Genomic DNA, 18,206 nt, shown 5'->3' on the forward strand with positions numbered 1-18,206 from the left:
CTTCCATATCACTTAATTTATCAGATTTTGGGGAGAATTTTTAGCGATGGGCGAACGCACAAGCATATCCGCAGGACTCAGCCCCTCCTTTGGCGATCGCTCTTCCACCCCCCCCTGAACGGTTACTGTCTAGGAGTAGATGCTCCAAAAATCTTTATTCATAAAATTTATACAGGAAAGCTACAAATCTTTGATCTCAAACAACATCATTGCCAGCGTATTGAAGAACTGATGGAAAAATATAAAGACTTACCGATGGATTTAGCCGATTCCTCTCTCGTTATTCTGGCAGAAGAATTAGGTCATGGACAAATTTTATCTGTTGATTATCGAGACTTCAATACCTATCGCTGGAAAAATACAGAACCGTTTGATAACCTCTTTCAGGAATTTTTATGACATAGTGCGATCGCTGCAATCTCTATTCCTTCGGAACGCTACGCGATCGCTGATCTTGTAGGTTGCGTTAATGGAATGTAATGCACCTTATTACGTTTTCATCAAAGAGTAATTTCATGCTGATCAGGTCGAAATCATCAGCCGACGTTCACGGTCAGCCGCATAAGCAATACAAGCTTTTAAATCTTCTCGCGTCAAATCGGGAAAATCATCAAGAATTTCTGCTTCTGTCATCTCAGAAGCTAGGTATTCAAGCACCTCATAAACTGTAATTCGCAAACCACCTACACAAGGCTTACCACCGCGTTTATTCGCTTCGATTGTGATATAGTTTTTGTAATTCATTATGTGGCTGTGCATTTTTGCCAATTCCCCTGATCTTACCATGTATTTCTGCTAAAAACTCAATAATTTCACCGTTAAACATCTTTGAGAAAAGCGATCGCACTCCAAATAAATCTATACTTCTATACTCTAATCAAGCTGTAACTATTTAACCTTTTATATTCTTATTTACGTATTTATATTGAGATAAACCTGGGTTTATATTTCAATGTAAAGAAAAAATTATACTTGAATACTTTCCTTAGACCTCCTTAACTGCGATCGCAGTCTAGAGATGTTAGATTTGCTGTTAAACATCTTTGAAGAAAGTGATGAACAAAACCCGGTTTCCAATTAATAATCTCGTGAATTCCTTAGAAAAACTGCAAAGAAATTCTATTAAGACTACTTTATGGATGATGGTATTGGGAGGAATAATTGCTTCGATATTTCATCTTTCTGTGACTGAAACTCACCTAATTTCATTAGTGATTCCTCCTTTGACAATTATTGTAGGCCTAGGACTTTTAATATATCTGCATAGATACCCCGATCACATACATCAGGTTATAAAAATTATTTTTGGATGGTCTAGCGTTGTTTTATTTTTCCCAGAGTATTTTTTTGTTATTGAGGCAATTTTCAATCCTGAAAAAAAGTTAGTTGATACCTTACCTCCTATTTCTTCCGGTATATTCTTCTTCACTACGGGAATGATTGTTTTTGCTCGCCTAAGAAATCCAGTGAGAATAGCATCCCTACTTTGGCTGTTTAGCGCTTTTCCAATTGTTATTTACTTATTATTTTTTCCTGAAGAGCTAAAAACACCTAGAGGGCTTGATTTAATGATGACCTTTGTACCAAATATGGGAATGAATCTTTGTTTAATCACATTTTATGAACGGCTCCAAGATTCAGTTGATCAGCTTCAAACTCAACAACTCCATCTTCAAGAAGTAGCAGAAAAGGATGCTTTAACTGGCATTTTTAATCGAGGAAAAGGCGAACGGATTTTGCAAAATCTTATCGAAAGACCTGACAGGAATATAGGAATTATTTTATGCGATATAGATCATTTCAAACGAGTTAACGATAACTTTGGTCATTTAGTAGGCGATCGCGTTCTTCAAGAGATCGTTAAATGCTTTCAAGCTCATATTCGCCAGGAAGATGTTTTAGTGAGATGGGGAGGAGAAGAATTTTTGATTGTGGTTTCTGAAAATGATGAAATCGAATTAAAACAATTAGCAGAAAGACTTCGAGAGATAATTGCTGAACATAAAATATCAGAAGTGGGGAATATGACCGCTTCATTTGGAGTTGCCCGCCTAAACTCATCGGAAAACTTGAAACAGCTATTTAGCAGGGCAGATCAAGCCCTCTACAAAGCAAAAAAGTTGGGGCGAAATCAAGTGGTTATTGCTTAGTTATCGGTTCACAGTTGCAAGTTTTCTTGTAGGAATTGGAGAAATGCTTTGACTTTAGGCGATCGCTCCCGCGTAGTTGGAAAGATAGCACTGAGAGGAACAGGAGAGGCACACCAATCTTCTAACAGTGGGACTAATGCTCCCGATTGTATGGCTTCGATGCAGAAAAAAACTGGTAATAAGCCGATACCCACCCCAGCTAATACCATCTCGAAGACAATAGTGGGGTCATTGACCCAGCAACGGGGATTTAATGCAATGGTTTGATTACCTGTCAGTTTGTGCTGCAACTTCCATTTAGGACTGTCGGTATTGCCGACAAAAATAGTATCGTGATGGTCTAGTTCAGCCAGAGTATGGGGTGCATGGCGACGCTTTAAGTAAGTGGGGCTGGCAAATAACTGGCGAGAGGCTTCACCTAACGGCTGAATCCGGAGTAGCGAGTCTTCTATGACTCCAATCCTAATGGAGATATCAAATCCATCCTGTAAGGGGTTCACATCTTGATTCATGATGCAATGATTCAGCCGGATTTTGGGATAGCGACTGAGGAACTCAGGTATCAAATCTTTGAGAAATAGGAGGGTAAAGGCGCTGGGCGCACTAATACGGAGAATACCCTGGGGTTCTGCCTGTTGCTCATCAATCGCGGCATTCCCTTCTTCAATTTCAGCGACGATGCGATCGCAATATTCGTAGTATAGTTTCCCAATCTCTGTCAGTCGCACTACCCTTGTCGATCGCTCTAAGAGCTTAACCTGCAAAGAATCTTCTAAATGTTGAATGCGGCGGCTAACGGTTGCTTTGGGTAAATTTAAGCGTCGTGCTGCCCCCACAAAACTTCCTAGCTTAACGACGTGGGTAAACACTACCAACGCATTGAGATCCGGTATTTCCACGATTGTTCCATGTATGGAATAGTCAATTCCATTTAACCAGATTTATTAAACTTTGTATCACTTGTAGATTGAATATTGGCTACAAAAACCTACCCATTGAGAAAAAATAACAATGACTCAACCTGTGAAAATTCTGGCATTCGCTGGCAGCACCCGGATCGCATCCTTCAACAAAAAGCTGGTGAAAATTGCAGCCGCAGGAGCAAAGGCGGCAGGAGCAGAAGTAACTTACATTGATCTCTTAGAATATCCAATGCCTTTATTTAATGAAGATTTGGAGGCTCAAGACGGGCTACCAGATACGGTAATTAAATTCAAAACACTTCTGAAAAGCCATCAAGGATTTCTGATCGCCTGTCCAGAATACAACGGTTCTATCACTCCTCTGCTGAAAAACGCGATTGATTGGGCTTCCCGTTCAGAACCCGGTGAACCGCCAATGGCTCTGAGTTGTTTCCAGGGCAAAGTGGCGGCACTGTTGGCTGCCTCTCCTGGTGGTTTAGGGGGAATACGGGGATTAGTTCATGTGCGAGCCATTTTGGAAGGGATTGGTGTGACTGTAATCCCACAGCAGAAAGCTATTTCCAATGCCTATCAAGCCTTTGATGATCATGGCAATCTTAAAGAGGAAAGGCAAATACAAGGGGTGCAAGCGATCGCTCAAAAACTTGCTGAAGTAACCGCTAAGTTATCCCAGTAGATTGGGAAATCGTATCTAACTGTTTGATCCAACCCCAATTTCACAAGCTTCAGAAAAAGCAATACCGAAATATATCACAGCAGAAAACGATTTGATTGTTGCAGACCAATTAGCAATCTCTCAAATCATTTCTCGCTGAAATCATGCCATTGATGCATCTGATTACGAAGTCAATACCAAAAATAATCATGCTCAATTTTGACCAATTTCCATCCAAATATGCCACTGTCAATGATGGCGTGAAACTCCACTATCGCCTGGGAGGACAAGGGACTCCGGTTATCCTCCTGCATGGATGGATGGGAAGTTCCCATACTTGGCGTAAAATTGCACCAATCTTAGCTCAAACCCATACCGTTGTTGTGCCGGATATGCGGGGTTATGGCGCAAGTGATATTACTACGGATGGTTACGATGCCGTTAACAGTGCGAAAGATATCCTTGGCATTCTAGAAGCAGAAGGATTCTCAAAAGCTCACGTTGTTGGCCATGATATGGGTGCATTGGTGGCGATGGCCTTTGCTGGGACTTTTGCAGATATCACTCACACCCTCACTTATTTAGATGAACCCCTCGTAGGCTATAACCTGGAAGGATTTACCTCCTTCAAAGAAGAAAGTCACGGTGGATTTTGGCATTTTGGTCTTCACTATGCCCCTGGCTTGGTTGAGATTCTCTACAAAGGTCATGAGCAAGAACTAGTTGATTACATCATGCCCTTAATGGCAGCTAATAAAGATGCTGTCACAACCGAAGACCGGAAAATTTACGCCGCCAGCTTACTGCGAGAAAACGGGATTACGGGAAATGTGGGCTGGTATCGAGCCGCATTTGAAACCGGGAAACAACTGCGGGCGATAGGCGACCAAAAGCTGAAAGTACCAGTGTTAGCCTATGGCGGTCAGTATGGCGTATCCATCACCTGCGAGCAAATGAAAATAGTTAGCGATCGCGTGACAGGGGGGATAGTTGCAAACTGCGGACATTTACTGCCAGAAGAAGCCCCAGAGTTTCTAGCCGAGAAAATGACTGAGTTTTTTCAGCAGCATCAATAAAATCTATTCAATCACAATTCAAAAATGAGATTAACCGCCCTCGACCGATTAGATATTATTCAACTGACCGCAACCTTTGACAATGCGGTTGACAGTGAAAATGTGGAGAAGTATTTGAGTACCTTTGCTGAGGATGGCGAACTCCAGGGTTTTTGGGGTGTGACTAAAGGCCATTCTCAACTCCGTGCCGAATTTCCTGGTTTACTGGATAGCTTTGCCAGAGGTCGCCGCCATTTACTGACCAATCATGAAATTGAAGGCGAGGGCGATACGGCTCGGATGTATTGCTATCTGACAGTTTTTAACCGCGAGAGTAATTCTATGGCGGGGAGTGGTGTTTTTCATGACACCCTAGTCAAAATTGAAGGGCGCTGGTATTTCAAAACTCGGCGCTTAGAAGCTGATCCCAACGTCATGGCACTTTTGCAGTCTATGCAGACTTCTTGAAGCATCACAGGAATATTCAATGATTACTTTTGTCAATGTGTTTACGGTCAATCCGGGATATCAAGATGCCGCCTTTGAGCGCGTTCAGCAAATCTATAGTGAGGTGGTGAAAGAGCAACCGGGCTTTATTGATGCCACCTTACTCAAAAGTGATGATGGTATAAAAGTCACGGCTGTAGCTCATTGGGACAATCCAGACAGACTGAAAGGACTGTGGGATATTCCCCGCTTTCGCAACTTGCACGACCAAGATTTTCACAAAGCGATTGCTAAGGTCGAACCCCATGTATATAGCTCCAATGTCTTTATCACTCCAGCGTCCGATGAGACCCTGTAAACATAACCATGCAAAATCCTGACTTCTGGCTTCTGAAGCTCACACTGTTGCTCACCAGCACCCTCACTATCATGGCTGGAGCGACGATTGCGCCCTCTTTACCTGCCATGCAAAACCATTTTGCAGACGTTGAAAATGCAGAATTTTGGGTGCGCTTGTTGCTGACGACTCCAGCCCTATTGATTGCTCTCGGTGCGCCCTTGGTGGGACAACTGGTGGATACCCTGGGACGTAAACCCCTATTGATTGCCTCCGCTTTACTCTATGGAGTGGCTGGAAGTTCTGGATTTTTTCTCGACTCCCTCTTGCAAATGCTGATAGGACGAGCATTTCTAGGTTTAGCTGTAGCGGGGATTATGGTTAGTGCCACAACACTGATTGCCGATTATTATCAAGGCGATCGCCGCTCTAGTTTCATGGGGCTTCAGGCTGCGTTTATGTCTTTAGGTGGTGTGGTCTTTTTGTCTGTGGGTGGATTTATTGCAGACATCAATTGGCGCTTTCCATTTCTGATTTATCTGTTCTCCTGGTTGTTACTACCTGGGATTATTTGGGTGCTTTATGAGCCTGTTTCTGCTCCAACCCAAAACCCATCCATAACCAGTCCTTCAGACGTTGATCAAACTGAGGTGAAAACTCCATTCAAGTTGCTGGGTTTAATTTATGGTTCTGCACTCATCTTGCAGATTGTGTTTTATATGATTCCTGTGCAACTACCATTTTATCTAGGACAGTTATCGGGAGCGAGTGCTTCTCAGAGTGGATTAGCGATCGCATTGGTAACACTGTTTGCTGCGATCGCTTCCATGAACTATGGCAAAATCAAACAGAAATTCAGCTATATCCAGGTTTTGGCTATTTCCTTTGTTTTGATAGGATTAGGATACATAGGAGTTGGCTTAGTCGGAAGTTACAACCTCGTTTTATTAGTGCTAATTCCCGCAGGTTTTGGTCTGGGAATGCTCACACCAAACTTAAATGTATGGACTACCATAACAGTCTCAACTGCATTGAGAGGGCGGGCTTTAGGCGGACTAACAACCTGTCTTTTTTTAGGACAGTTCTTGTCACCGATTGTCACTCAACCCCTGAACCAAGCTATAAAATTGGCAGGTACATATGGTTTAGCTGGTGTTTTGATGATAGTATTGGGAACTATTTTCTGGATATATCAACAGAAGATTACTAAGTTTTCCGAGTCTATTTAGGCTGATGTTTGCAGTTAGTTTTGAGTTAGTGCTGACTTGTCAGTTCGCTGATTACTGTAGGCTGATTTGACCAGCAAAGAGATATATCCAGATGGTTTAGAAAAGTGGGAATTGAGTTTCAACCTTATGATTTACGCCATGATTTCGCAATATATTAGCACCAAGAACATAGGCATATAAACTAGCAGGTTCAAAGTTAAATCGTACATCTTTATATAAAAAATCATGATCTCTGATAGTCTTACTAGTTATCAATATTGGTTGATTCACCCTTCGATTTTTTCTCACAAATTCTATGCAGTTGTCCAGTTCGGATGGTGAACTATGAGGACGATCACTCCACTTAACCTCAACGATCCAAGAAGGCACTTGATTGGCAGCATCTAAATGCACAATATCAATCTCTCCTTCCTTCCAGCGCGCGTAGTAAAGCTCAGTCATTTTACTATGTTGCCATTGGCTAAAGATAGCAGTTTCAGTCATAGCCCCTATCTCTTTAGAGCTTGTTTCAAGCTGTCCAAATAGCGCAGCTCGCATTGATGGGTTAGTCAAATAGACTTTAAAGCAAATTGCTCTCTTGAACCTCTTGGCATTTTGATCAATTCGCTCTACGCGACGGATCAGGAAAGCTGCCTCAAGATACTCAAGGTAACGTTTGATAGTGTTTTTAGCCACACCAGAGGATTTTGATAATCCCTCTAGACTTACTTCGTTGCCAGAATTATACGCTAGGGTCGTGAAAAGTCTATTAAGTTCCTGAATATCATTAATTCCATAAAGACTTGGTAAATCTCGCAGTAAGACTTTATCAATGATGTCACTTTTAATATACTGGCTAGGATTCTGGCGGATTGTCTCAGAGAAAACAGCTTCTGGATATCCACCAAAGTTGAGGTAATTAATAAACTCCTCATTTAATTGCTCTATATTTTGAGACGAGAACTCATACCTCCTCTTTGATCGGTATCCAGAATCTTCAGAGTCGTGAATATTTGCCTCTATTAATTCACCTTCTCTCCCTATAAACATTAAATACTCAGCAAAGGTTAGCGGTGGTAGGATATAATCACTGAATCGTCCAGCACCAGACTCAGTGCTTTTCAGTTTTAGCGCAGCAGCAGCAGAACCAGTAGCAACAAAACGGTAACTTGGAAATGAATCAACGAGAGATTTTAGATGAATTTCCCATTCTCGTAAATATTGGATTTCATCAAAAAAGACAAATAGCGTTGAATTGCGTTCGTGATTGAATAATTCCTGAAAGTAACTAAGTATCCGCTCTAATGGCAGCCCAGTATAAATTGGGGTTTCAAGAGATACATATAAAATATTTTCCGCTCTAATGCCTGAATCTAAGAGTAGACGGATACTGTGATAAACCATAACAGTTTTACCAACACGCCTGGGTCCCATCAAAACTATTGCTCGATGCACACTTGTATCCAATATGTTTCGAGAGAATGTCTCAAAGTACTTGCGTCGTGGGGTATCTTCGTAGATTATTTTCTCCTGACTGCCTGTTTTCCACCAAGGATTATCAAATTGAAGGCGCGAGATGATATCTTCCTTTGCGATTTCGAGCATACAACTAAGATTAGACAACTAACCTTAGCTTAGTGAAAAATAATATTAATGTCAATTGATTAATCTTATTTTTGCTTTTGATGCGGCGAAGACTGAAATATAGAAGTATATTGCTGTATCTGAGGCCTAACTTCACCATGAGATGTCATTTTCCACATTAGACATCTCCGATTCAAACGCAGTGTAGAGGTGTTAGATTCGTTGCTAAACATCTTTGAGAAAAGCGATGGACAAAGCAGGTTCTCCGGCAATCGCACAATATCCAAATAAATCAATACTTCTATACTCAAGCCAGTCTGTAACTATTTTAATCGTTTTATCGTTATTTGCGTATTTATATTGAGAAAAAGGCGGGCTTGTATTCCAATGGTAAGACAATAATTATACTTAACTACTGGCGTTGGACTTCCCTTAATTGCGATCGCTCAAAATCCATTGTCTTGTGCTTCTTTCACTGTGATAGTGCGATCTCTAATATTGGATTAATGCGATAGCGAAGCGCGACCTAGTAATCGCTCTTAAGGCTTATTGAAAATTCAGGATTTAGAATAATTTTTAAATCAGTAATAGGGAAGCTAAAGTTGATAATTGTTATTAACTTTAGCTATAAGAGCTACTATTTATCTCTTGTGTATTCTCTATTCCGAGTACTGACCATCAATTTTTAACGAAGAGAAGGGTCAGTGAAAAAGTACAATGACTATTGCAACTATGCCTTATATTTTGGCTCGTCTTTTTATATAATCAATCGCATCCTGAACAGTCCTTATTTCTTCAACATCTTCATCTGGTATATCTATTTCAAATGCCTTTTCAAAAGCTAGAACAACTTCTACTAAAGCTAGACTATCAGCATCAAGATCATCAATAAACGTGGCTTCTGGTTTGATATCTTTTTCGTCAACATCTAGTTCCTCTTGAATTATCCTTTTAACTTCAGCAGTAAAGTCTCTTCCTTCAGTCATATATTTATACCATCCTCTAAAATAAGATTCATCAGAATAGTATCAAAAAATCTACTAAAAAGGCACAATATGTAAAAATTGTAACATATATAAAACTTGCTTCCGTTTAAAGAGTTACAGACAATCATAATAGCATTCAATACCTTGGTGGTGCGATCGCTTTATAATGATCCCATTAATTACCTTTTATCTTCACATAAATTCTGCAATATTAAACCAGCGAGTCATAGGATTTTGGCAGTTAGGGAACTCTTTAAGTTTACAAGGTTTTAAGGTTAATGTGAGACCATTTAAGGAAGAATTAGGTAACGTCTGAAAACACCAAATAGCTCTTAATAGATAAAAATAAATGCACTTATGATATAGCTGGGGTGGATTTATTGCCTCATTTAAGGAAAAGCTAGGGAATCATTGCACCTATCCTGAAAAACCCTGACTAGATCAGCAATTCACCGATTTATCACCATATAACTGCTGTGAGGCCATTGTCCCCCTAGAAGGGCATAGATTTCTACAGGTTTGGCGGAAATTGTCACACCGATTTCGTAAGACTTGCCTGTGTAAGCAGCAAAGCGGCGACAAGCTTCTTCATAAAAGCGACTATGACGGTAATTTTTATTAGTTAAATCAATGGCAAACAATCCATAAAAGTACCGAGGAATACTTTGGAGAGTTTCGGCTATTTGACCCAAATTTCTCGCCAAAATCGCATTACGAGGAACTTCCGTCCCCCAGAGTGTATCTAACGCCCAAGATGCACTAGTTAAATGGGAACCACCGCAGATACCGCAAATGCGGGGTGTGACAATTAAGCCGGCTTGGGGGTCTTTACCCCGGAGAATAATTTCAAAGCCGCGAAACAGTTCAGCGTGTGTCCAAGCGTTAACTACCCGCCCATCTTCAATATCGACTCGCACATCTAAGTCGCCCTCGACTCTACCAACGGGGGAAATATCTAGTGTTTTAATTGTCATTCTCCTCTCCTGTAATTAATTAGGGAGTGGGGAGTAGGGGGGAAGAAAGTTTTTAATCCCAGTACCCAGTCCCCTAAACTGTGAAAAAGTCTTCTTCTGCCCAAGCTGGCATGGCATCTTTAGCTACCATAGTGAGTATGGCGTAGTCTTTGCTTTTGACTCCTGGTGGTAATTCTTTGGGAACCCCCATAACAGTTTGGGTTTTAAATACGGTTCCTGGTTCGAGGTCGAAGAAGGGAAATTCTGGTTCTGTACACCCTAAACAGGGCATTCCCACACGGGTTTTTGAGGATACACGGTTCCACAAAACGCGGTTACAGGATGAGTGAGTCATTGGACCACGACAACCTAAGTCATAAAATAGGCATCCTTTACGCTGACCAAATTCGCCGGTTGTGGCTTTGTAAGCGAAGTGGACGTTACGAGTACAACCAGTTTGGGTGTAGGTGTTGAAGAAAGTTTGGGGACGTTGCAATTCATCTAAAGCTATGTCCGCCATGCGTCCGGTGGCGATCGCCACTAATATCTGCGTAATCCAATCAGGATGGGCGGGACATCCGGGAATATTAATCACAGGTAAACCGGCTTTAGATACAAAATCCTTCCCTAAAAAGCCGCCTTTTTTCCGCTTGAGAAACTGTAAACCTTCCGACTCACTGGGGTTCGGTGACATCGCCGGGATTCCTCCCCATGTCGCACAGTCTCCCACCGCCACAATGAACTTAGCAGCTTGGGAAAGGTCTGTTAACCAGTCTTTCATGGGGCGATCGCTAAACCGATTCCATTCCCCAGTCCCATTGGGCGCATTTACAACACTGCCTTCAAAGACTAAGATATCTAGAGGAATTTTACCTAGAACACAATCCCAAAGGAGAGTTTGTAAGTTGTTCCCCATTTCCAATCCCAAGGAGGGATGCCAAAGTACCTTAATACCAAAGTCAGCAATCAGATCACAGACTGTCGGTTCTTCGGCGTTGAGAAATGACAAGGTGTTTCCTGAACACGCGCCACCTTGCAACCATAGTACATTAGTCATCAGCTACACATTTTTCTATTGTTGATCATAGTTGAGTAGGTGGTCTGACTTGTAGAGAATCACCTGTTTATGAATACTTCTTAAATAGTATAATCTGATTTTTCAACTAACTCTTATTCATTAAAAAAGAATTAATTATTATGTCATAGCATTTCCTTCCTTCTTAGCGCCCTTTGTGGTTAGTTACTCCTAACTTCCTAGACAAAAATAAATTAATCCTATTAAGTATTTTAAGTGTTTAAAGCTGACATTAATATTAGCAATTTCCCCCTAGAATTTGAGAAATAGATTGTTATATAGTGAAAAAATTGATTAACTCTACTTCCAGACTATGGGGAAAAACGATTCCTAATTGCTATCAGGGAAGATAGTAAAACGACAGTGGGATTCAGAATCTGCGTAAATCCAATTAGTTAAAAAACCCATGAAATGGGCATTGACCAACTAAAGGCAGTTATGAACCCCAGTATTACAGATTCAGCAGTCAAGGCGGCGATCGCAGCGATCAAATCAGAGTCAGCCACAGCAGCCGAAAAAATCGAGATGCTGATTGAAATGGCGCAGGGCTTTCATAAGCAGCCCAAAACCGCCCAAGATTTGCGGAACGCAGTGGGGCTATATTACCGAGCATATCAGATGTGTGGTCAGGAGTACGCCCTATTAAAAGCCCGTGCCTTGGTGGGGATAGCAGGGACGTTACAGAGTATACCTGATGAAGGTTCCCAACTGCTGGTGGAAGCCAAAGACAGTTACGAAGAGGCTTTACCAATTTTAGCACAATTAGCCTTGCCAGAAGAATTGGCTGAGGCACAGATGAATTATGGGTTGGTGTTGCAATCTTTAGTCCCATTTAATTTGGCACGAATGACAGACAGCATCCAAGCTTATCATCAGGCTTTGCAGGTATTTACTTGGGAAGATTACCCACAAGAATACGCCATTTTATACAACAATATTGCGATCGCCTACCTTTCCATGCCCATGTCATCAGAACGGGAATATTTGCGTCAGGGTTTAGCAGTGCAATCCTTTGAAGTGGCATTAAAGCATATTAACTTAATTGATCATCCCAGAGAATATGCCATGTTGCAGAATAACCTGGGTAATGCCTTGCAATATTTAGTCAGTTCCCATCCTGTAGATCATAACCTACGGGCGATCGCCGCCTACGACCAAGCCTTAAAAGTGCGGAACCCCAGAGACACACCCCTAGAATACGCCAACACCATCTCCAACAAAGCCAACGCCTTATTCAACTTACCAGACAACCCCGAAAAACCAGAATTAGGTAATCCTAAAAACCTCCTCCAAGCATATACATACTATCAACAAGCTTGGGAAATATTTACCCAGAATCAACAAACAGCCCAAGCCGAAGCCGTCGCCCAAGCCATACAAGACGTAGAACTAGAAATGCAAGTAGGTATTGATTAACCTTCTAATTCTTTCCCCTCAGAAATATAACTACCATGAACGATATTCTCAGAACATTAGCAACAGGTGAATTAAACCTAGCAACAGAACTCGGATGGCTATTAATAGCCACAGCCTTATCTATGGTTGGGGGTGCTATTGGCGGAATGGTATTAGCTGGAAAAGACATCGGTTATAAATTTTCAGCAACATTAGGTGCATTATTTGGACCGGCTGGTGCAATTCCCGCCATCTTCTTATCTTTTGCAATCATCAACCTATTCAAACACTATTAGGAGACATCATGCTAGAAATTGGATGGTATTCTGTCAAGCTATTTTTCAAAGGAAAACTAATCCGTGACCCAGGCTATTTTATCAAGCAAATAGTTATTGCTAACGTCATAGGTTTAGTCCTTCTCCTCTCATTATTTCACACCGAACTTCCCCTATGGTTCCCCATCATATTATCTAGTTCAATCACAGGTGTAATCATGCCATTTCTCCTCAAAGACTTCAAAATGAAATAGATTTCCCCTCTTAATTCCTCAGCGTCCTCTGCGCCTCTGCGGTTCCTAATCAACTTATTTCTCCTAAATCCCCAGCCAGTTGCTAATTACCGTCCAAATTCCCATGACCAAACTTGAAGAACTAGTTGCAGAAATCAACCGTTTTGAAGCAATTATCTCCCACTGGGACGAAAGCCAAAGATGTGTAGCAGTAGGGCTACAAAGAGCAATTGAAGACCTACATAAAGCAGCACTAACCCATTTAATTCAAAGTCTCAAACAAGAATCAATGTCCGCTTTACGTCAAGCCGTAGATGACGAAATAGTATATTCAGTTTTGTTATATCACGAACTAGTTAAACCCCCAAAAACACCATTAACCGAAAGAATTGAAACAGCCCTAGCAGAAGTTCGCCCCGGCTTAAAAAGCCATAACGGAGATGTCGAACTTGTCGCCCTCAAAACCCCAGATATAGTAGAAGTTAAATTAATTGGAAATTGTAGCAGTTGTCCCACCTCCACATTAACCTTAACTCAAACTGTAGAACAGGCGATAAAAAATCATTGTCCTGAAATTAATCAAGTTATAGCAGTTAATCATAACGCGAATATAGATAACAGTGACTTTTCTCCAGAAGATACCTCTACTTGGGTGAAAGTTACCACAATTGATCAAATTCCCGAATCCGGAATATTAACAGGTAAAGTTGGGAAAAATGCCTTAATTTTATATCGTCAAGGTGTAAATATCACCTGTTATCTCAATGCTTGTCCGCACCTAGCCACACCTTTAGATATGGGTAAATTAAATAACGGCATTCTCACCTGTAAATCACATGGATTTCAGTATAACTTAGAAACTGGAGAATGTTTAACCGTTGCTGATATCTCACTACAATCTTATCCCGTGCAAATTAAAAAAGAGAAAGTTTTTGTGAAACTGCCAAAATATTCAATTTAACAGTAAAATTGCCACCACCGATACACTCCCATATTCCCCAATGAGTTTAAATAACTATCAGTGTTCATCTGTGGTTAATGGATATACCTATCAATATTAATCCTGCATCACACTTATTACCTTTATCGCCTCATGGTGCAAAGGTGATTTTAGGTAATATAATTTCACCAGAAATATTAGCCATACCCATAGCACCTAGTCCCATAAATATGTTTGGACCCCGTGGCGCTTGTTTATTATCGGAAACTGGCACATTATGGGTAGCGGATACAGGACATCATCGTTTATTAGGATGGCGAAACTTACCCACCAGAGACAGTCAGCCGGCTGATTGGGTAATTGGACAACCTGATTTTTTTCATGAAGGACAAAATGCTAAAGGTTCACCAACAAATAATACTTTTAGTGTTCCCTCTGGGATTTGTGGTTGTGGTGATGGGTTAGCAGTCGGTGATGCTTGGAATCATCGAGTATTGATTTGGAAAAATGTTCCCGAAGATAGTCATGTACCCGCAGATTTAGTATTAGGCCAAGCTGATTTTAATCATTGTGAACCAAATCGAGGAAGTCAACAACCTGCTGCGAATACCATGCACTGGCCTTATGGTGTTTTCTATCATCAAGGAAAGTTATTTGTAGCTGATACCGGAAATCGACGGTTATTAATTTGGGATGAATTACCTACAGAAAATGGTCAACCTGCGGATTTAGTTTTAGGACAACCAGATATGATATCTCGCAATGAAAATGGCGGGAGTTCTCCTACTGCGGCGAGTATGCGTTGGTGTCATGATATCGCCGTTTGGGGAGACAATTTAGTTGTTGCTGATGCTGGTAATAACCGAGTGATGATTTGGGAGGGAATACCTACAGTAAATAATGCCCCTTGTGCGGTGGTTTTAGGACAAAAAAACTTTGATGTTGTGGAAATGAATCAAGGTGTTTATTTTCCTAATGCTAGTAGTTTGAGTATGCCTTATGGTGTAGGTGTTGGTAATGATTGGTTGCTAGTTGCTGATACTGCTAATTCTCGGTTGTTAGGATGGAAAAGGTCGGAGTCTCTATTATTATCAGGGGCGGTTGCTGATGGTTTGGCGGGACAGTTACATTTTAAAAGTAAGGGTGAAAATCGGGATTTTGGTTTACCGCAGCGAGATACTGTGAATTGGTGTTATGGGGTGCAGGTTTCTGGGAAGACTGCGGTAATTGCTGATTCTGGGAATAATCGGGTGTTGATTTGGGAGTTGGAGTAGGAGTTTCACGCAGAGACGCGGAGTCGCAGAGAGGAATGGAAGAAATAAGGGTTCGGGGAACTGTTCAAGGGGTGGGTTTTCGCCCTACTGTTTATCGTCTGGCTAAGGTTTGTGGTTTGGTGGGCGATGTTTGTAATGATGGTGAGGGGGTTTTAATTCGGGTTTCTGGAAGTGAAGCGGCTATTGCTGAGTTTGTCGGGAGGTTATATTTAGAATGTCCTCCTTTGGGGAAAATTCAGGAGTTGACGAGAGTTAGTTATGAAGGTGATGGGGATTTTACTGATTTTGTGATTTCTCGTAGTGTGAGTAGTTCTAAAAATACAGAAGTTACTCCTGATGCGGCAATTTGTCCCCAATGTCAGCAGGAAATTTTTGACCCTTTTAGTCGGTTTTTTCGTTATCCTTTGACTAATTGTACTCATTGCGGTCCTCGCTTCAGTATTATTCGTGGGATTCCTTACGATAGATGCAATACCAGTATGTCTGCGTTTGCGATGTGTGCTGAGTGTGAACGTGAGTATCATAATGTAGAAAATCGGCGTTTTCACGCCCAACCTGTAGCTTGTCATACTTGCGGTCCCAGGGCTTGGTTAGAACGGGCTGATGGTAAACCTGTGACGGCTTCCATGTTTTCGATGCTGGATGATGTGGATGCTGTTTGTACTTTGTTGCAAAAAGGTGAGATTGTCGCTATTAAGGGGTTGGGTGGGATTCATCTGGCTTGTGACGCAACTCAAGAAGCTGCTGTGCAGAAATTGCGTCAGCGTAAAGGGCGTTATCATAAACCTCTAGCTTTAATGGCGCGGGATATAGCAGTAATTGCAGAATATTGTACTTTTAACGATACAGAAAAGGAATTATTAGTCAGTTCTGCTGCGCCTATTGTATTGTTACAGAAAAATTCTGAATGTCTAATTGCGCCTTCAGTTTCACCGGGACTAAATTATCTCGGTTTTATGTTACCTTATACGCCTTTACATCATTTAATTTTACGGCGGATGAATCGCCCTATTGTGTTAACTAGTGGAAATATTGCTGATGAACCCCAATGTATTGATAATGGAGAAGCGAGGGAAAAGTTAGGGAAGATTGCGGATTATTTTTTATTCCATAATCGGGAGATTGTCAACCGAGTTGATGATTCTGTTACTAGGGTAATTGATAATCAAGTAAAAATCATTCGTCGGGCGAGGGGATATGCACCAGCACCGATGATTTTACCACCCGGATTTGAGGAAGTTACGCCTATCTTAGCAATGGGTAGTGAGTTAAAAAATACTTTTTGTTTATTACAGAATAATCAAGCAATTCTTTCTCAACATTTAGGCGATTTAGAAAATGCTGCGGCTTTTCATGCTTATCAAGATACGCTTAATTTATATTTAAATTTATTTGAGCATCAACCAGAAGCGATCGCAGTTGATAAACACCCTGAATATCTTTCCACAAAACTCGGTAAAAAATTAGCAGATGTTAATCAAATTCCACTATATCAGATCCAACATCATCACGCCCATATTGCAGCTTGTATGGCAGAAAATCATATACCTTTAAATTCAGCCCCAGTTTTAGGTATTGCTTTAGATGGATTAGGTTATGGCGAAGATGGTACATTATGGGGAGGAGAATTTCTGTTAGCAGATTATCGGCAATTTCAGCGACTCGCAACATTTAAACCAGTGGCGATGATTGGGGGAGAAAAAGCCATTTATCAGCCTTGGCGTAATACCTACGCCCACTTACTCAGTGCCGATATTTGGGATGAAAGCCAACAAAAATATCCTGAGTTGGAAATTATCAAATTGTTACAGCAACAGCCATTAAAGCTACTTAAACAAGCTGTAGAGCAAGGAATTAACTCACCTCCAGCCTCATCCGTAGGGAGGTTGTTTGATGCAGTCGCTGCGGCTATAGGCATTTATCCAGAAGAATGTAGCTATGAAGGACAAAGTGCGATCGCCATCGAAGCCCTAGTTGATTCTCGCAAATTAAATAATTATAAAGAAACGCTAAATTATCCTTTTAGCCTCAACTTTTCAGATAGCATTTATTATATAGACTCCCGACCGATGTGGCAAGCTTTACTGCAAGACTTACAAAAACAGATTAACCCATCAGAAATAGCGTTAAAATTTCATCAAAGTTTAGCTCAAACCATAGTCAATGTAGTTAAACTTATATGTCAAGAAAATCTGATTAATCAAGTGGTATTAACCGGAGGAGTATTTCAAAACTCTATTTTATTGACACAAGTTAGCCAGAATTTACAAAGTTTAGGAATAAACGTATTAACTCACAGTTTACTCCCCAGCAACGACAGCAACATTTCACTAGGACAAGCAATAATTACAGCCGCCCAATTAATCCCCAAATATTAATCTTCCCTCTGAGTTCTCTGCGCCTCTGTGGTTCGATTCATAAATTCCAGGAAAACAAAAATGTGCTTAGGAATCCCCGGACAAATAGTAGAAATCAGCGACATTAACAACAAACTAGCCATAGTAAACATATCCGGAGTCAAACGCCAAATAAACATAGCCTGTATAGTCAACGAACAACATCCCCCCGAAAAATGTATAGGAGATTGGGTACTAGTTCACGTCGGATTCGCCATGAATCGAATTAACGAACAAGAAGCAGCCGAAACATTAAAACTATTAGAAGAACTAGCAAATGCCCAAACCCAAATAGAAAAGTGTTAACTAGAAACCCAGTT

General features: G+C 41.0%; 18 protein-coding genes and 2 pseudogenes. 14 read left to right on the top strand and 6 right to left on the bottom strand.

The features are described from left to right. The first annotated feature begins 27 nt into the window (after window positions 1-27). The gene (locus tag VB620_RS17485) at window positions 28-399 is read left to right on the top strand and encodes a type II toxin-antitoxin system VapC family toxin (protein WP_323197471.1); all 372 of its coding nucleotides are present in this window, start codon (window positions 28-30) and stop codon (window positions 397-399) included. Between the two features lie 123 nt (window positions 400-522). Here the strand turns inward: VB620_RS17485 and VB620_RS17490 are convergent, their stop codons facing one another. After that, window positions 523-744: a DUF433 domain-containing protein gene (locus tag VB620_RS17490; protein ID WP_323197428.1), complete on the bottom strand. Its 222-nt coding sequence runs from the start codon at window positions 742-744 to the stop codon at window positions 523-525. A 344-nt stretch (window positions 745-1,088) separates the two neighbouring features. On the opposite strand from VB620_RS17490, the gene VB620_RS17495 reads away from it, so the two are divergent. Continuing rightward, on the top strand, window positions 1,089-2,150 hold the full coding sequence (locus VB620_RS17495) for a GGDEF domain-containing protein (RefSeq protein WP_323197429.1): 1,062 nt from the start codon (window positions 1,089-1,091) through the stop codon (window positions 2,148-2,150). Between the two features lie 8 nt (window positions 2,151-2,158). Here VB620_RS17495 and VB620_RS17500 read toward each other — a convergent pair whose 3' ends face one another. After that, a complete protein-coding gene (locus tag VB620_RS17500; protein WP_323197430.1) occupies window positions 2,159-3,049 on the bottom strand; it encodes a LysR family transcriptional regulator in 891 nt (296 codons plus the stop codon). Window positions 3,050-3,161: 112 nt separating this feature from the next. Here VB620_RS17500 and VB620_RS17505 point away from each other — a divergent pair, with 112 nt between their 5' ends. The 5 genes from VB620_RS17505 to VB620_RS17525 all read left to right on the top strand — a co-directional run bounded on the left by VB620_RS17505 (window position 3,162) and on the right by VB620_RS17525 (window position 6,796). After that, window positions 3,162-3,749, top strand: a complete 588-nt coding sequence (locus VB620_RS17505) for an NADPH-dependent FMN reductase (protein ID WP_323197431.1) — start codon at window positions 3,162-3,164, stop codon at window positions 3,747-3,749. A gap of 188 nt (window positions 3,750-3,937) precedes the next feature. After that, window positions 3,938-4,804 (top strand): alpha/beta fold hydrolase, encoded by an 867-nt coding sequence (locus VB620_RS17510; RefSeq protein WP_323197432.1) that lies wholly within the window; start codon window positions 3,938-3,940, stop codon window positions 4,802-4,804. A gap of 24 nt (window positions 4,805-4,828) precedes the next feature. Further along, complete coding sequence (locus VB620_RS17515; RefSeq protein WP_323197433.1) at window positions 4,829-5,251, top strand: nuclear transport factor 2 family protein; 423 nt, start codon at window positions 4,829-4,831, stop codon at window positions 5,249-5,251. Between the two features lie 19 nt (window positions 5,252-5,270). Further along, window positions 5,271-5,588 (top strand): antibiotic biosynthesis monooxygenase family protein, encoded by a 318-nt coding sequence (locus tag VB620_RS17520; protein ID WP_323197434.1) that lies wholly within the window; start codon window positions 5,271-5,273, stop codon window positions 5,586-5,588. A gap of 8 nt (window positions 5,589-5,596) precedes the next feature. Next, window positions 5,597-6,796, top strand: coding sequence for an MFS transporter (locus VB620_RS17525; RefSeq protein ID WP_323197435.1), 1,200 nt, complete (start codon window positions 5,597-5,599; stop codon window positions 6,794-6,796). Window positions 6,797-7,144: 348 nt separating this feature from the next. On the opposite strand, the pseudogene VB620_RS17530 reads toward VB620_RS17525, so the two are convergent. The 4 genes and pseudogenes from VB620_RS17530 to VB620_RS17545 all read right to left on the bottom strand — a co-directional run. After that, a pseudogene (locus VB620_RS17530) lies at window positions 7,145-8,380 on the bottom strand (ATP-binding protein); the annotation flags it as partial. Between the two features lie 716 nt (window positions 8,381-9,096). Next, window positions 9,097-9,345 (bottom strand): acyl carrier protein, encoded by a 249-nt coding sequence (acpP, locus tag VB620_RS17535; protein ID WP_323197436.1) that lies wholly within the window; start codon window positions 9,343-9,345, stop codon window positions 9,097-9,099. 461 nt (window positions 9,346-9,806) lie between these two features. Continuing rightward, window positions 9,807-10,319 (bottom strand): annotated as a pseudogene (locus VB620_RS17540) (nickel-dependent hydrogenase large subunit); the annotation flags it as partial. 73 nt (window positions 10,320-10,392) lie between these two features. Next, window positions 10,393-11,355, bottom strand: a complete 963-nt coding sequence (locus VB620_RS17545; RefSeq protein ID WP_323197437.1) for a hydrogenase small subunit — start codon at window positions 11,353-11,355, stop codon at window positions 10,393-10,395. A 456-nt stretch (window positions 11,356-11,811) separates the two neighbouring features. Between VB620_RS17545 and VB620_RS17550 the strand changes: the two genes are divergently transcribed. The 7 genes from VB620_RS17550 to VB620_RS17580 all read left to right on the top strand — a co-directional run bounded on the left by VB620_RS17550 (window position 11,812) and on the right by VB620_RS17580 (window position 18,192). Then, window positions 11,812-12,789: a tetratricopeptide repeat protein gene (locus VB620_RS17550; RefSeq protein WP_323197438.1), complete on the top strand. Its 978-nt coding sequence runs from the start codon at window positions 11,812-11,814 to the stop codon at window positions 12,787-12,789. 35 nt (window positions 12,790-12,824) lie between these two features. After that, window positions 12,825-13,064: a hypothetical protein gene (locus VB620_RS17555; RefSeq protein ID WP_323197439.1), complete on the top strand. Its 240-nt coding sequence runs from the start codon at window positions 12,825-12,827 to the stop codon at window positions 13,062-13,064. 8 nt (window positions 13,065-13,072) lie between these two features. Continuing rightward, window positions 13,073-13,297 carry a hypothetical protein gene (locus VB620_RS17560; protein ID WP_323197440.1) on the top strand — a complete coding sequence of 75 codons (225 nt, stop codon included), beginning with the start codon at window positions 13,073-13,075 and terminating at the stop codon, window positions 13,295-13,297. Between the two features lie 103 nt (window positions 13,298-13,400). Next, window positions 13,401-14,237, top strand: a complete 837-nt coding sequence (locus VB620_RS17565; protein WP_323197441.1) for a NifU family protein — start codon at window positions 13,401-13,403, stop codon at window positions 14,235-14,237. Window positions 14,238-14,314: 77 nt separating this feature from the next. After that, window positions 14,315-15,490, top strand: coding sequence for an NHL repeat-containing protein (locus tag VB620_RS17570; protein ID WP_323197442.1), 1,176 nt, complete (start codon window positions 14,315-14,317; stop codon window positions 15,488-15,490). Window positions 15,491-15,525: 35 nt separating this feature from the next. Next, on the top strand, window positions 15,526-17,868 hold the full coding sequence (hypF, locus tag VB620_RS17575; protein WP_323197443.1) for a carbamoyltransferase HypF: 2,343 nt from the start codon (window positions 15,526-15,528) through the stop codon (window positions 17,866-17,868). Between the two features lie 60 nt (window positions 17,869-17,928). Continuing rightward, complete coding sequence (locus VB620_RS17580) at window positions 17,929-18,192, top strand: HypC/HybG/HupF family hydrogenase formation chaperone (RefSeq protein ID WP_323197444.1); 264 nt, start codon at window positions 17,929-17,931, stop codon at window positions 18,190-18,192. Window positions 18,193-18,206: the final 14 nt, after the last annotated feature.

This window comes from Nodularia harveyana UHCC-0300, from assembly GCF_034931085.1.
Taxonomy (GTDB): Bacteria; Cyanobacteriota; Cyanobacteriia; order Cyanobacteriales; family Nostocaceae; genus Nodularia; species Nodularia harveyana.

Excerpts from the sequence above, each read along its gene's own strand:
- VB620_RS17490 (WP_323197428.1), bottom strand. The coding sequence starts at position 744 with ATGAATTACAAAAACTATATCACAATCGAAGCGAATAAACGCGGTGGT.
- VB620_RS17505 (WP_323197431.1), top strand. The coding sequence starts at position 3,162 with ATGACTCAACCTGTGAAAATTCTGGCATTCGCTGGCAGCACCCGGATC.
- VB620_RS17510 (WP_323197432.1), top strand. The coding sequence starts at position 3,938 with ATGCTCAATTTTGACCAATTTCCATCCAAATATGCCACTGTCAATGAT.
- VB620_RS17515 (WP_323197433.1), top strand. The coding sequence starts at position 4,829 with ATGAGATTAACCGCCCTCGACCGATTAGATATTATTCAACTGACCGCA.
- VB620_RS17520 (WP_323197434.1), top strand. The coding sequence starts at position 5,271 with ATGATTACTTTTGTCAATGTGTTTACGGTCAATCCGGGATATCAAGAT.
- VB620_RS17525 (WP_323197435.1), top strand. The coding sequence starts at position 5,597 with ATGCAAAATCCTGACTTCTGGCTTCTGAAGCTCACACTGTTGCTCACC.
- acpP (WP_323197436.1), bottom strand. The coding sequence starts at position 9,345 with ATGACTGAAGGAAGAGACTTTACTGCTGAAGTTAAAAGGATAATTCAA.
- VB620_RS17545 (WP_323197437.1), bottom strand. The coding sequence starts at position 11,355 with ATGACTAATGTACTATGGTTGCAAGGTGGCGCGTGTTCAGGAAACACC.
- VB620_RS17550 (WP_323197438.1), top strand. The coding sequence starts at position 11,812 with ATGAACCCCAGTATTACAGATTCAGCAGTCAAGGCGGCGATCGCAGCG.
- VB620_RS17555 (WP_323197439.1), top strand. The coding sequence starts at position 12,825 with ATGAACGATATTCTCAGAACATTAGCAACAGGTGAATTAAACCTAGCA.
- VB620_RS17560 (WP_323197440.1), top strand. The coding sequence starts at position 13,073 with ATGCTAGAAATTGGATGGTATTCTGTCAAGCTATTTTTCAAAGGAAAA.
- VB620_RS17565 (WP_323197441.1), top strand. The coding sequence starts at position 13,401 with ATGACCAAACTTGAAGAACTAGTTGCAGAAATCAACCGTTTTGAAGCA.
- VB620_RS17570 (WP_323197442.1), top strand. The coding sequence starts at position 14,315 with ATGGATATACCTATCAATATTAATCCTGCATCACACTTATTACCTTTA.
- hypF (WP_323197443.1), top strand. The coding sequence starts at position 15,526 with ATGGAAGAAATAAGGGTTCGGGGAACTGTTCAAGGGGTGGGTTTTCGC.
- VB620_RS17580 (WP_323197444.1), top strand. The coding sequence starts at position 17,929 with ATGTGCTTAGGAATCCCCGGACAAATAGTAGAAATCAGCGACATTAAC.